Raw genomic sequence first — 13,244 nt, forward strand, 5'->3', positions numbered from 1 at the left:
TAATACGCATATTCTGTCGGAAGTGGTATCCGGCAACAGTAAAAACAGAGTGTGACGTGATGGATATCGTATTTATTGAAGAACTTGGCGTGATCACCACTATTGGTGTTTATGACTGGGAACAGACTATTCAACAGAAGCTGGTGTTCGATATCGAAATGGGATGGGATAACCGTCATGCGGCGGCCAGTGATGATGTGAACGATTGTCTGAGTTATGCCGACGTCAGCGACGCGGTCATCTCGCTGGTGGCCGGGCAACGTTTTGCGCTAGTGGAAAGAGTGGCGGAAGAGGTGGCGCAATTACTGATGCAACGGTTTGGTATTCCCTGGTTGCGAATTAAGGTTAGTAAACCCGGTGCAGTGGCCCAGGCACGCAGCGTAGGGGTAATAATTGAGCGGGGTGTGCGATAACGCTGATTTATTGGAAACTGGGATTAACTTTGGTCTATCAAAAACCGGGATTAATTCTGATTTATTGGAAACAGGGATATTAAGGTAACCTAAAGGTAACCTGTATAACGTAATATGTGTTCTTTTAGTAGCGGCTCGCTGGTAGCGATGCCGCTTTTTTATGAGCTACGGGAAAAGGTAAGCGTGTGATGGCGGATATGCATTCGTTACTGGTGGCATTCATTCTTGGTATAGTCGAAGGGCTCACCGAATTTTTGCCGGTATCATCTACCGGACATCTGATTATTGTGGGCCAGTGGTTGGGTTTTGAGGGCGCAACAGCTAAAACATTCGAAATTATCATTCAACTGGGATCCATTCTGGCGGTGGTAGCGGTGTTCTGGCGCCGGATGTTTGGTCTGATTGGGATTCATTTTGGCGAGGTTCCCCACGAGGGGCAGCATAATGGTCATTTAGCGCTGGGGCATATCCTGCTGGCGATGATACCTGCTGTGATACTGGGTCTGGTGTTCCATGATTTCATCAAATCGCTGTTTAATCCGCGTACGGTTGCATATGCACTGGTTGTCGGTGGTTTTTTACTGTTGGCCGCCGAGTGGTTAAAGCCAAAACATCCACGTTCCGTGGGACTGGATGATATCACTTACCGCCAGGCATTTATGATCGGCTGTTTCCAGTGTCTGGCGTTGTGGCCGGGTTTCTCTCGTTCTGGAGCAACCATTTCAGGTGGGATGTTGACGGGTGTTAGCCGTTATGCAGCGTCTGAATTTTCGTTCATTCTGGCGGTGCCGATGATGCTTGGTGCCAGTGCGCTGGATCTGTACGAAAGCTGGCACTTTCTGACAAAGGCTGATTTACCGCTCTTTATCGTGGGATTCCTGACGGCGTTTGTCGTGGCGATGATTGCGATTAAAACTTTCCTGCAACTGATTAAACGGATGTCGTTTATCCCGTTTGCCATCTATCGGTTCATTATCGCGGCAGTGGTGTATCTGGTCTTTATGTAAATCAGTAACCCGTCGGCCGGATCCCTCCGTTCGATCGCTATAATGTGATATCTGTAAGGTTCCCGGGGATAAAATTTCAGAAAATTCTTATCCCCGGCCTGCACATGAAAGCGTGACGTGGTAATGACGCAATATTGCCTTCGGATGTGGTTTTTATTGCAGCCAGATTATGGGCGGTCGGAAACACCAGACTGCTGTGCTTTCCAGCTTTCCAATGCACTAAGGCGCCGACGCTGTAATTCTTCTCCGATTTCGGCATTCTGAAATCCTGCGGCAATCACTTCTGCATTGGTAATCTGGCTGGCGACCTGAAAAGCCTGCCGCAGGTAGTCACCTTGGGGATAGGCCGCGTGTTCAAAACCGGTGCGGCCCCGGGCGTCCGCTTCTCCGGTAATAATCAATTGCTCCAGCCGTTGTGGTTTGCGCCAGACGTCAATCGCACTAAGCAGTTTCAGTAACGTTTTGGGTTTCAGGATCTGTACGTTATGCATCAGGTCGTGATATTCGGCCACAATTCTGGCCAGATCTCTTAGTGCATTGGGAATACGCAAGCGATGACACAATGCATCCACCAGCTTGACACCTGCCAGCCCATGTCCGTGATGATGTGGCCACTGTTCGGGCGGGGTCAACCCTTTACCCAGATCGTGGCACAATGTGGCGAAGCGTACATCAAGGCTCGGGCTCAGGCGGGCGGCCATCTCCAGTGCCATCATCGTGTGGATACCCGTATCGATTTCCGGATGCCATTTGGCCGGTGCCGGAACACCATACAGGCGGTCAATTTCGGGGAACAACACGGCCAGCGCGCCGCAATCACGCAAAACCTGAAAATAGATTTGCGGATCCTGTGTTCCCAGTGCTTTTTCCGTTTCTTTCCAGACTCGTTCTGGTGTCAGATATGCCAACTCATCTTCTCGGGTCATCCGTTGCATTAATGCCATGGTTTCTTCAGCAATATGAAACCCCAGATGAGCATAGCGAGCGGCAAAACGAGCGACACGCAACACCCGTAACGGATCCTCACCAAAGGCGTCGGAAACATGGCGTAAAATACGATTTTGCAGATCGCGCCGACCTTCATAAGGATCAATAAGATTGCCGTTTTCATCCTGAGCGATGGCATTAATGGTTAAATCCCGACGTTGTAAATCTTCTTCCAGCGTAACATTCGGTGCGGCATCGCAGATAAAACCCGTGTAGCCTTTACCGGCTTTTCGCTCGGTTCGTGCCAGTGCGTACTCTTCCCGGCTGACAGGGTGCAGGAAGACCGGGAAATCCTTTCCCACCTGCTGATAACCCAACGCCAGCAGATGTTCTGGTGTCGTGCCAACCACGACCCAGTCACGTTCCGTCACCGGTCTGTTTAACAAGCCGTCACGTACTGCACCGCCAACAAGATAAATCTTCAAGCCCGGCTCCCTTCCATCCGATATTACGGTTTATGTTTTTACCGCATACTATAGACTCCCCGTCATCTTTCAAGTCGCGGGTGCGTTGCCCACCCCAGTCACTTACTGGCATAAGTTCCAGGGAATTCATTCAGTTATCGCTTTTTTGTACGTTGAAATCTATTGGGTATCGCCGTTATTTTTATTCGCATTGGGGTCGTCACTATCAGATGTTGATGATGTGCCTATCCCATCCAGCGATCGTTCTTCTTGCGGCGCGGGATGAGATGTGGCAGCAGTAAACCGAGCAACAATCCGGCACCGGCTACGCCGCCACCGTACATAAACCACTGTAAAATGAGCGTGCGCTTTTTGTCATCTAACTGCACGCTGGCCGCGCTGACCTTTTGTTGCGCCGATAGCAGTTGTGCTTTCAAATCCTGATTATTCTTTTGTAGCCCGCTGATGATGCTGTCGCTGGCATCCACCTTCTGTTGCATGGCGGTGGTGCGCTGTTTCCAAGTCTGATCGATATTATTCAGCTTGTCCGTCAATACTTTGACTTGATTTTCCAGTTCGGGCACTCGGGTACTCAAACTGGGTGTCTGACTCAGTTGATCGAGAGGAATCCAACTGGTGTGATTTTTGTCATCGCGGATCTGAGCATAACCCGCGCTGTCATTCACGCTTAGTAGCGTGACTTCTGCGCCAGCTTTCAGCGCGCCAACGATACGGTATTGATTACCCGGACCGCTATGGGTGTAGGTGATTAATTCATCGGAGATATAGCGCTTTTCTTCTGCATGGATAGAAAAACTGCAAACGAGAGCGATAAGGCAGATAAAAATAGAACGTGATTTATGCATAAGATCATTATGTTATGTGAGTAGTTAGCGAAGAGTCGGAGAATAAGTCTGACTATGCAGGCGGAAAACCTGAATGAGAACTGTCTTACTCTGGTAAAGGTGCATTCCTGAATTATAACCTGTGATTCGTCTTGCAGCAGAATAACAGTAATGCAGCGAACCTCGGCATCTGATATGCCTAAAAGTGGCAAGGTGACGTAAAATGTTATTTACTGGCGTCATTATTACTGAACCCGGTGTTGTAGATTATGAGTGAAGAGATCGAGCTAAAGTTTATTGTCCATCCAGATACCGTTAGTTCTTTACGGCAGCAACTGAATGACTGGCAGAGTGAATACAGTCATAGCGAGCATCTGCAGGCACAGCAGTTAGCAAATACTTACTATGAAACCAAAGATGGCTACCTGCGACAGCATGGTATCGGCTTGCGTGTGCGTGGCGAAAATGGTCATTATGAAATGACCGTCAAAACAGCGGGTAAGGTTGTTGGCAGTTTGCACCAACACCCGGAATATAATGTCGATTTGACCAGCCCGCAGTTGGATATCAGTCTATTGCCGGAAGATATCTGGCCGGAAGGGTGTGATGTGGCTGTACTGGCGCAAGCGCTTCAGCCGTTGTTCAGTACGGATTTTCGTCGTGAAAAGTGGGTAGTGACTTACGCGCAAAGCGTGATTGAAATGGCACTCGATAGCGGTGAAATTGTTGCAGGTCATCACCGTGAGCCTATTTGCGAATTGGAACTTGAACTGAAGGTTGGCAGAATCGAAGATCTACTGTCATTTGCCAATGAGCTGTCCGATGTCGGGGGACTGCGTCAAGGCAGTTTAAGCAAGGCCGCTCGCGGGTATCATCTGGCAAAAGGCAATCCACATCGTGAACGGCGGCCGCTGGCGTTCATGCCGGTAGAACCCAAGATGACTCTCGATCAGGCTATTCGTGCCGGATTGGAATATGCATTAAGCCACTGGCAATATCATGAAGAATTGTGGGTTCGAGGTAATGCGGCAGCTCGTGAAGCATTGCCAGAGGCAGGGACCATGCTTCGGGAAATGCTGGTGCTGGTAGGCGGCGTGGTGCCACGTAAAGTCACGGCGTTATTTCGGGCGGCATTAAGTCAACTGGAAGCACTGGTTGACGCGAATCAGGATGCTGAAGCCGTCTGTTATACCAAGGATTACCTGAAAAGTAAGCTGGTACTTACTTCCTGGTTGGTGGAAGCTGGTTGGCGCCAATACATGGATAACAAGGAGCGTATGCGATTGCAAAGTTCCTACAAACGCTTTGCAGATATTATGCTGAGCCGAACGTTATCCGAGCTCAAGCAGGTATTCAGCCACTCGCTGGACACCCTGCAATATTCACAACAGTTGCCGCGCCTGAGGCGTGGAGTTTGTGCATTTCTGCTGCTTTCCGGTTTTTATCCTGTTCATGAAGCGACAAGTTATCTGCGTTTCTGGCGAGACATGGAAGATATTATTGCCCATCTTTCACCAGGAGATGACCTTCCGCATCAATTGGAGCTCAGCCGTAAGCAGGCCATATCGCAACCCCCATTCTGGCTGAGTAGCGCCAATAATTGATAACTGAAGCCGCCTGCATGCTGTCAGGCGGCCGTGCAAGGATATTGCCATGCCCAGTAGTCCTACGCAGGTTTTCCCCTTATCCGAACCGCTGGTTGCTCAGGCCCAATGCATCATGGCGCGACTACGAGAGCAGGACGTCTCCACTACATTCTCTGAGCAGGAACAGGCTGTACTGGCGCTCAGTGATTTTGTCAGTGATGCACTGACGCTCCACGCTGACTGGTGGCAAGAAATGCATCAGCAGCCGCCACAGCCAGACGAGTGGAGGAATTATGCTCAATGGCTGGCCGTAGCGATGGGTGAGGTGACAGATGATAACGGGTTGATGAGGATACTACGGTTGTTCCGTCGCCATATACTGGTGCGTATTGCGTGGTCACAAATCCTGCAAACCAGCACTACGGAACAAACGTTGCTTCAGCTCAGTACCTTGGCGGAGTTGCTGATTATGGCGGCGCGCAACTGGCTGTATGAAGCATGTTGTCGCGAATGGGGAACGCCGTGCAATGTGGCGGGCGATGCACAACCGCTACTGATCCTCGGCATGGGAAAACTGGGCGGCGGAGAGTTGAACTTTTCGTCGGATATCGACCTGATTTTTGCCTATCCGGAAAATGGTCAAACCCGCGGCGGACGTCGTGAGTTGGATAATGCCTCGTTTTTTACCCGTCTGGGGCAACGGCTGATCAAGGTACTGGATCAGCCGACTGTTGATGGTTTTGTCTACCGTGTCGATATGCGATTGCGGCCGTTTGGCGATAGCGGCCCACTGGTGCTGAGTTTTGCGGCGCTGGAGGATTATTATCAAGAACAGGGACGAGACTGGGAACGGTATGCGATGGTGAAAGCGCGTCTGATGGGTGGAACGGAGGACCGCTACAGTCAGGAACTGATGAGCATGCTGCGGCCTTTTGTGTATCGTCGTTACATTGATTTCAGCGTGATTCAATCGTTACGTAATATGAAGAGCATGATCGCGCGGGAGGTTCGCCGTCGTGATTTACGTAATAATATTAAGCTGGGCGCTGGCGGTATTCGCGAAATTGAATTTATCACTCAGGTATTTCAGTTAATTCGTGGTGGCCGGGAACCGGTGCTGCAATCGCGCTCGTTATTGCCCACGTTAGATCAAATAGGGACGCTGGGATTGCTGGCTCCGCCGCTGGTTTCCCAACTGCGTACCGCTTACTTGTTCCTGCGCCGGCTGGAAAATCTGTTGCAGTCGATTGCTGATGAACAGACGCAGACGCTACCGACTGATGAGCTCAATCAGCAGCGCCTGGCCTGGGGAATGGGAGTAGAGAGCTGGGCACAGCTGTGCGAAGCGTTACAGCAGCATATGCAGGCGGTACGCGCGGTATTTAATGATCTGATTGGGGATGACGCACCGGACGGCAGCGAAACGCCAGAATATACGCGCTATGGCAGTTTGTGGCAGGATCTGCTGGATGAAGCGGATTTGGCGTCATTGATGCCGCAATTGACAGAAGGCGTCCGCGAGACGCTGTTACGTAACATCATGGATTTTCGGAGCGATCTGGCAAAGCGGACTATTGGCCCGCGGGGCCGGGATGTGCTCGACCAACTGATGCCGACGCTGTTGGCGCAGGTATGTCAGCATGAACAGGCTGATAACATTCTGGCGCGTATTACGCCGTTGTTACTGGGTATTGTCACCCGCACCACATATCTGGAATTGCTGCTGGAATCCCGTGCCGCGTTAATTCATCTGATTCGGTTATGTGCGGCGTCACCGATGATTGCCAACCAATTAGCCCGCTATCCGCTACTGCTGGATGAACTGCTTGACCCTGCCACCTTATATCAACCTACCGCGCCACATGCTTATGCCGATGAACTGCGGCAATACATGATGCGTGTGCCGGAAGAGGATGAAGAACAGCAACTGGAAGCATTGCGTCAGTTTAAGCAGACCCAACAACTGCGTATCGCTGCCGGGGATATTGCCGGGGCATTGCCGGTAATGAAGGTCAGCGATCACTTAACCTATCTGGCGGAAGCGATTATCGCTGCCGTCATTCAGCAGGCATGGAGCCAGATGGTGGCCCGGTTCGGACAACCATCGCATCTGCATCAGCGCGAGGGACGTGGTTTTGCCGTTATCGGCTATGGCAAACTGGGTGGCTGGGAACTGGGCTACAGTTCCGATCTCGATCTGGTGTTTCTGATCGACTGTCCGTCTGATGTCATGACTGAGGGTGAACATAGCATTGATGGCCGTCAGTTTTACTTGCGGCTGGCCCAGCGGGTAATGCATCTGTTCAGTACCCGTACCTCGTCTGGCATTTTATATGAAGTGGATGCGCGTCTGCGTCCGTCCGGCGCGGCAGGCATGTTGGTCAGTACCGTGGAGGCCTTTGACGACTATCAGCGTACTGAAGCCTGGACTTGGGAACATCAGGCGCTGGTACGTGCACGCATGGTCTATGGGGAAAAACAGATCCAGCAGCAGTTTGAATCTATTCGCCAGGCTATTCTTTGCTGTCCCCGTGATGGTGACCGACTGCGTATTGATGTCCGGGAAATGCGGGAAAAAATGCGCCTCCATCATGCCAGCAAATCTCAGGATTGGTTTGATCTGAAGGCGGATGCCGGCGGCATTACCGATATCGAATTTATCGTCCAATATTTAGTGCTGTGCTATTCCGCTCAAGAGCCACGATTGACACGCTGGTCCGATAATGTGCGCATTCTGGAGCTGATGGCCCAGTATGACATTATGGAAGAACGTGAAGCCACGGCCCTGAAGCTGGCTTACATCACACTGCGTGATGAGATGCACCATCTGGCGTTGCAGGAACAGTCTGGTCGGGTCCGGGCCGACCGGTTTATGGCCGAACGTCAACAGGTACAGCAGAGCTGGGCAACATGGCTGGGTTGAGAGTGTGTTCGCATAATAGTCAATGTGGCGGTGGATTGTCATTGTTCTGTCAGTGCCTGTGATAGTATAGCGCGCGTCAAATTGAACCCATTTTTGGAGCCAGGGAATGAAAGTTACGCTGCCTGATTTTCGTCATGCCAGAGTATTGGTTGTGGGAGACGTTATGCTGGATCGCTACTGGTACGGCCCAACCAGCCGTATTTCACCGGAAGCACCGGTGCCGGTAGTGAAGGTTGATACGATTGAAGAGCGTCCAGGGGGCGCGGCAAACGTAGCAATGAATATTGCCTCACTAGGGGGCGGTTCACGTCTGGTTGGTCTCACCGGTATTGACGATGCAGCCCACGCCCTGAGCGCCAGATTGAATGAAGTTAACGTCAAATGCGATTTCGTTTCTGTTCCTACACATCCGACAATCACCAAGCTGCGCGTACTGTCCCGCAATCAGCAACTTATCCGCCTGGACTTTGAAGAGGGGTTCGATAACGTTGATCCGCAGCCAATGATTGAGCGTATCCAGCAGGCATTGCCACAGATTGGCGCCCTGGTTCTATCTGATTATGCCAAAGGGGCGCTGGTACACGTACAACAAATGATCCAGACGGCAAAAGCTGCCGGTGTTCCGGTGCTAATCGACCCGAAAGGTGCTGATTTTTCCCGCTACCGTGGCGCGACGCTTCTGACGCCTAACCTGTCTGAATTTGAAGCGGTTGCCGGTCGCTGTAAAGATGAAGACGATCTGGTGGTGCGGGGTATGAAGCTGATGGCTGATTATCATCTGTCGGCGTTATTGGTGACCCGTTCCGAACAAGGCATGACGCTGCTGCAACCGGGTAAGGCACCACTGCATTTACCGACGCAGGCACAGGAAGTTTACGACGTGACCGGTGCCGGTGATACGGTGATCGGCGTACTGGCCGCTGCGCTGGCCGCCGGGAAACCGCTGGAAGAGGCGTGCTTTCTGGCCAATGCCGCAGCCGGTGTGGTTGTCGGCAAACTTGGGACGTCAACAGTCACACCCATTGAGTTGGAAAATGCCATCCGTGGGCGTGCTGACACCGGTTTTGGCATCATGACGGAAGAGCAACTCAAAGCGGAGATGGCGATGGCTCGCCAGCGTGGTGAAAAGATCGTCATGACCAATGGTTGCTTTGACATTCTGCATGCCGGACATGTTTCCTATCTGGCAAATGCCCGTAAGCTGGGGGATCGTCTGATTGTGGCGGTAAACAGCGATGATTCAACCAAACGCCTGAAAGGACCAACCCGACCGGTAAATCCGCTGATGCAGCGGATGATTGTGTTGGGGGCTCTGGGGGCAGTGGATTGGGTTGTACCGTTTGATGAGGATACGCCACAGCGACTGATCGCCGAGATCCTGCCGGATGTATTGGTGAAAGGCGGAGACTATAAGCCAGAAGATATCGCCGGAAGTGAGGAAGTCTGGGCCAACGGTGGTGAGGTCAAGGTGTTGAATTTTGAAGATGGCTGCTCAACCACGAACATTATCAATATCATCAAGGCCGGTAAATAACTGGCCGCATCATGTTAGATAAAAGGTATGAACCTATTGAATTCACAGTCTGTTGAGTCTCGTATTAACGCATTACGCGCCCTGCTGCGTCATCACGAATACTTGTATCACGTCGAAGATGCGCCGGAAATTCCCGATGCGGAATACGATCGGCTGATGCAGGAGTTGAAAGGCCTGGAATTGACGCATCCTGAACTGGTGACGTCGGATTCGCCTACTCAGCGGGTAGGTGCTGCGCCACTGGCGGCATTTGAGCAAGTACGCCATGAAGTACCCATGCTGTCGCTGGATAATGTATTTGATGAGCAAAGCTATCTGGCCTTCAACAAACGTATCGGCGATCGTCTGAAGAGTGACGATGAGCTGACATTTTGCTGCGAACTGAAACTTGATGGTCTGGCCGTCAGCTTGCTGTATGAAGAGAGTGTGCTGGTCGGTGCTGCTACTCGTGGTGACGGTACCACGGGTGAGAATATTACTACCAATATTCGTACTATTGGTGCAATTCCGCTGCGACTAACGGGAGATAATATTCCTCGCCGACTGGAAGTGCGTGGTGAAGTGTTTATGAAACACAAAGGGTTCGAGGCGCTGAATGAGGAAGCGCGTCGTACCGGCGGCAAAGTGTTTGCCAATCCACGTAATGCGGCGGCAGGTTCTCTGCGTCAACTGGACCCACGTATTACGGCCAAACGGCCATTGAGCTTTTTTTGTTACGGTGTTGGGCTGGTGGAGGGGGGCACGTTACCCGATAGTCATTGGCAGCGTCTGATGCAGTTTAAAGCCTGGGGGCTGCCAGTCAGTGGGCACGTCACGCTATGCACTGGCAGTGATGCGGTACTGGCGTTTTATCACCGGGTTGAGCAGGAACGGGGCTCGCTGGGTTTTGACATCGATGGTGTGGTGATCAAGGTTGACGATCTGGTTTTGCAGGCGCGGTTGGGGTTTGTCGCCCGAGCCCCACGCTGGGCGGTCGCGTACAAGTTCCCGGCGCAAGAACAGCTTACCTGGCTGCGTGATGTGGAGTTTCAGGTTGGTAGAACCGGGGCGATCACACCGGTGGCTCGTCTGGAGCCGGTGGCTGTGGCCGGCGTGATGGTCAGTAATGCCACGTTACATAATGCGGATGAAATTGAACGCCTTGGTATACAGATTGGCGATCGGGTGATTGTGCGCCGCGCGGGCGATGTGATACCACAGATTGTGGGTGTCGTCATGGCGGAACGGCCGCAGGATAGCTATCCGGTCGTGTTCCCGACACATTGCCCTGTCTGTGGCTCCGATGTGGAACGCGTCGAAGGGGAAGCAGTCACCCGTTGCACGGCAGGGTTGGTGTGTGGTGCACAGCGAAAAGAATCACTGAAGCATTTTGTTTCCCGCCGGGCACTGGATGTAGATGGTATGGGCGATAAGATCATTGATCAACTGGTAGAAAAAGAATACGTGAAAACGCCGGCTGATCTATTCCGGCTTGGTGCGGGTATGCTTACCGGGCTGGATCGTATGGGGCCAAAATCAGCACAGAATCTGGTAAATGCGCTGGAAAAAGCCAAGTCCACCACGTTGGCCCGTTTTCTGTATGCGTTGGGTATCCGGGATGTTGGTGAAACGACGGCCGCCAGTCTGGCTTCACATTTCGGTTCGCTAGAGACATTATTCAACGCCGATATTGAAATGTTACAGCAAGTTCAGGACGTGGGAATTGTCGTTGCCACACATGTGCGCCATTTCCTGGATGAGGCACATAATCAGCAGGTTATCCGCGAACTGATCGGTTCTGAGATTGGGATTCACTGGCCCGCTCCCGTGGTAATTGATGCTAATGAACTAGACAATCCGTTCGCGGGTAAAACTATCGTGTTAACTGGTTCACTCAGTATTCTGTCCCGTGATGAGGCTAAAGATCGGTTAACGGCGTTAGGGGCGAAAGTCAGCGGCAGTGTCTCGAAAAAAACGGATTTGGTGATAGCTGGAGAGGCGGCAGGTTCCAAGCTGACTAAAGCGCAAGCGTTGGCTATTCCGGTGATTGATGAAGCAGAAATGATACGGTTATTAGGGTGACTACGATATGGAAAAAGACGATCTGGTCGCTATTGCCACCACGGTAATGCCATTTGGTAAATATAAAGGCCGAGTGTTGATCGATCTGCCGGAAGAGTATTTGCTGTGGTTTGCCCGTAAAGATGAATTTCCCAAAGGGCGATTGGGTGACCTCATGCAGATAACGTTAGTTATTAAAACGGAAGGATTGCAAAATCTGGTGATGCCACTACGAAACGCTGGTGGTTGAATGTGTCTCATGTTGGCGGCATTCGAGCCAGATTTTGTTGTTTACCGCGCAGAGAAGTCTTGATGCTGAGCGTAAAAAAAAAGCACCGCGGAGTGATGCTTTTTTGTATTGAATCAATTATCTATTATGCGATATTGACCATTAAACGTACATGTTAATGCTGTTTTCAGCTGTAGGGCTGTTAACGCCTTCCTTAGGCTTTATTTGCATGGTATCGCTGGATTGTGGTTGTTGAGCAGCTGTTTGACTTTGAGTCTGTTGCTGCTCTAACCGGGCAATTTGAGCTTGTAATTGCTGGATTTGTGCCTGAATGAGTGCTTGTTGTTGGCTCAACAGTTCGCGCTGTTTTTCATCCTGTGCCGCCACCTCCTGACTTGCTAACTCTTTTGTCTTTTGCATCAGCCTTTGAACCTGCTTGTTCAACTGTGCAATTTGCTGATCCGAGCTGCCACTGCTGCTGGATGAAGCCGCTGTGCTGGAAAGCACAGAATTGACTATACCTGCCATCGTTCTCTCCTGAAGATGAAATAGCTTTGCGTTACTACTATCGGCTCAACGCGCTATGTCTTTATCGTCTTTTTCAAAATGTCAACAAACGCGGCATTATACGATATTCCTTCCCAGGAGATAGGCCAGGTACTTCACTCCAATAAAAACGTAATGGATATCATCTAGATATAAACATCGATAGCATGTTCAGCCGAAGGGCGATTAACGCCTTCCACTGGTTTTACCAATGGTTTGCTTTCCTGAGTTGGCTGAACCGGTTGATTTTGTAACTGAGCTATTTGGGCCTGTAACATGACAATTTGCGCCTGCATAACCTGTTGTTGCGCATTGGGACTGGTTGTCTGCTGTTTATTTGTCGTATCCACAGCACTTTCTGCCACTTTTTGATTTTGCAGATTACGCTCAGCGACTTTCTGATCAGTATTGGTTCTTACATTCGATGAAGCCGTAATCGGCATCACAGCGAATGCGGAGGGGGCGAGTGAACTTATCATATTTCCTCCTTGACGGCTTACCACTCAGCAGAACGGTTGTTCTGCTATATAGGTTATCGGTATGAAACTTAAATATATGAATAATTATTGACCAAAGAAAGCAATTTATCTCTTCGTAGGTGTTCAATAAAGGTAAGCACATGTACTTTTCGTCTATCGGCTCGACTGCTATAGCCGTTCATGGTTATGATTTTTTTAAGTTTTAATCCTTTGATTGCTTCAAAATATTTCTTTTAATGCAGTGATTATTT

11 protein-coding genes are annotated in these 13,244 nt (G+C 50.8%); 7 read left to right on the top strand and 4 right to left on the bottom strand.

Annotated features, from left to right (window positions below; all coding sequences use genetic code 11):
• Positions 1 to 59 precede the first annotated feature (59 nt).
• Complete coding sequence (gene folB / locus CWC46_RS07145) at positions 60 to 413, top strand: bifunctional dihydroneopterin aldolase/7,8-dihydroneopterin epimerase (protein ID WP_021017557.1); 354 nt, start codon at positions 60 to 62, stop codon at positions 411 to 413.
• Between the two features lie 188 nt (positions 414 to 601).
• Positions 602 to 1,420 (top strand): undecaprenyl-diphosphate phosphatase, encoded by an 819-nt coding sequence (gene bacA / locus CWC46_RS07150; protein WP_021017556.1) that lies wholly within the window; start codon positions 602 to 604, stop codon positions 1,418 to 1,420.
• A gap of 167 nt (positions 1,421 to 1,587) precedes the next feature.
• On the opposite strand, the gene CWC46_RS07155 is transcribed toward bacA, so the two are convergent.
• Positions 1,588 to 2,832: a multifunctional CCA addition/repair protein gene (locus CWC46_RS07155; RefSeq protein ID WP_021017555.1), complete on the bottom strand. Its 1,245-nt coding sequence runs from the start codon at positions 2,830 to 2,832 to the stop codon at positions 1,588 to 1,590.
• Between the two features lie 224 nt (positions 2,833 to 3,056).
• Positions 3,057 to 3,677, bottom strand: a complete 621-nt coding sequence (locus CWC46_RS07165; RefSeq protein ID WP_021017554.1) for a TIGR04211 family SH3 domain-containing protein — start codon at positions 3,675 to 3,677, stop codon at positions 3,057 to 3,059.
• Positions 3,678 to 3,925: 248 nt separating this feature from the next.
• On the opposite strand from CWC46_RS07165, the gene CWC46_RS07170 reads away from it, so the two are divergent.
• From CWC46_RS07170 to CWC46_RS07190, 5 genes are all read left to right on the top strand, one after another.
• A complete protein-coding gene (locus tag CWC46_RS07170; protein WP_021017553.1) occupies positions 3,926 to 5,260 on the top strand; it encodes a CYTH domain-containing protein in 1,335 nt (444 codons plus the stop codon).
• A gap of 49 nt (positions 5,261 to 5,309) precedes the next feature.
• Positions 5,310 to 8,165 carry a bifunctional [glutamate--ammonia ligase]-adenylyl-L-tyrosine phosphorylase/[glutamate--ammonia-ligase] adenylyltransferase gene (gene glnE / locus CWC46_RS07175; protein WP_021017552.1) on the top strand — a complete coding sequence of 952 codons (2,856 nt, stop codon included), beginning with the start codon at positions 5,310 to 5,312 and terminating at the stop codon, positions 8,163 to 8,165.
• 106 nt (positions 8,166 to 8,271) lie between these two features.
• Positions 8,272 to 9,699: a bifunctional D-glycero-beta-D-manno-heptose-7-phosphate kinase/D-glycero-beta-D-manno-heptose 1-phosphate adenylyltransferase HldE gene (hldE, locus tag CWC46_RS07180; protein WP_021017551.1), complete on the top strand. Its 1,428-nt coding sequence runs from the start codon at positions 8,272 to 8,274 to the stop codon at positions 9,697 to 9,699.
• 27 nt (positions 9,700 to 9,726) lie between these two features.
• On the top strand, positions 9,727 to 11,760 hold the full coding sequence (ligA, locus tag CWC46_RS07185; protein ID WP_021017550.1) for an NAD-dependent DNA ligase LigA: 2,034 nt from the start codon (positions 9,727 to 9,729) through the stop codon (positions 11,758 to 11,760).
• A gap of 7 nt (positions 11,761 to 11,767) precedes the next feature.
• Positions 11,768 to 11,989 carry a DUF3820 family protein gene (locus tag CWC46_RS07190; protein WP_021017549.1) on the top strand — a complete coding sequence of 74 codons (222 nt, stop codon included), beginning with the start codon at positions 11,768 to 11,770 and terminating at the stop codon, positions 11,987 to 11,989.
• A gap of 141 nt (positions 11,990 to 12,130) precedes the next feature.
• Here CWC46_RS07190 and CWC46_RS07195 read toward each other — a convergent pair whose 3' ends face one another.
• Both CWC46_RS07195 and CWC46_RS07200 read right to left on the bottom strand, forming a co-directional pair.
• Positions 12,131 to 12,496 carry a FlxA-like family protein gene (locus CWC46_RS07195; RefSeq protein ID WP_021017548.1) on the bottom strand — a complete coding sequence of 122 codons (366 nt, stop codon included), beginning with the start codon at positions 12,494 to 12,496 and terminating at the stop codon, positions 12,131 to 12,133.
• 164 nt (positions 12,497 to 12,660) lie between these two features.
• Positions 12,661 to 12,993 carry a FlxA-like family protein gene (locus CWC46_RS07200; protein ID WP_021017547.1) on the bottom strand — a complete coding sequence of 111 codons (333 nt, stop codon included), beginning with the start codon at positions 12,991 to 12,993 and terminating at the stop codon, positions 12,661 to 12,663.
• Positions 12,994 to 13,244 lie beyond the last annotated feature (251 nt).

It is taken from the genome of Prodigiosinella confusarubida (assembly GCF_002847015.1).
Classification (GTDB): Bacteria; Pseudomonadota; Gammaproteobacteria; order Enterobacterales; family Enterobacteriaceae; genus Prodigiosinella; species Prodigiosinella aquatilis.

What these genes read in the sequence shown, in the direction of transcription:
- ligA (WP_021017550.1), top strand. Translation starts at nt 9,727, where the DNA reads ATGAACCTATTGAATTCACAGTCTGTTGAGTCTCGTATTAACGCATTA.
- folB (WP_021017557.1), top strand. Translation starts at nt 60, where the DNA reads ATGGATATCGTATTTATTGAAGAACTTGGCGTGATCACCACTATTGGT.
- CWC46_RS07190 (WP_021017549.1), top strand. Translation starts at nt 11,768, where the DNA reads ATGGAAAAAGACGATCTGGTCGCTATTGCCACCACGGTAATGCCATTT.
- CWC46_RS07165 (WP_021017554.1), bottom strand. Translation starts at nt 3,677, where the DNA reads ATGCATAAATCACGTTCTATTTTTATCTGCCTTATCGCTCTCGTTTGC.
- CWC46_RS07200 (WP_021017547.1), bottom strand. Translation starts at nt 12,993, where the DNA reads ATGATAAGTTCACTCGCCCCCTCCGCATTCGCTGTGATGCCGATTACG.
- CWC46_RS07195 (WP_021017548.1), bottom strand. Translation starts at nt 12,496, where the DNA reads ATGGCAGGTATAGTCAATTCTGTGCTTTCCAGCACAGCGGCTTCATCC.
- CWC46_RS07170 (WP_021017553.1), top strand. Translation starts at nt 3,926, where the DNA reads ATGAGTGAAGAGATCGAGCTAAAGTTTATTGTCCATCCAGATACCGTT.
- hldE (WP_021017551.1), top strand. Translation starts at nt 8,272, where the DNA reads ATGAAAGTTACGCTGCCTGATTTTCGTCATGCCAGAGTATTGGTTGTG.
- glnE (WP_021017552.1), top strand. Translation starts at nt 5,310, where the DNA reads ATGCCCAGTAGTCCTACGCAGGTTTTCCCCTTATCCGAACCGCTGGTT.
- bacA (WP_021017556.1), top strand. Translation starts at nt 602, where the DNA reads ATGGCGGATATGCATTCGTTACTGGTGGCATTCATTCTTGGTATAGTC.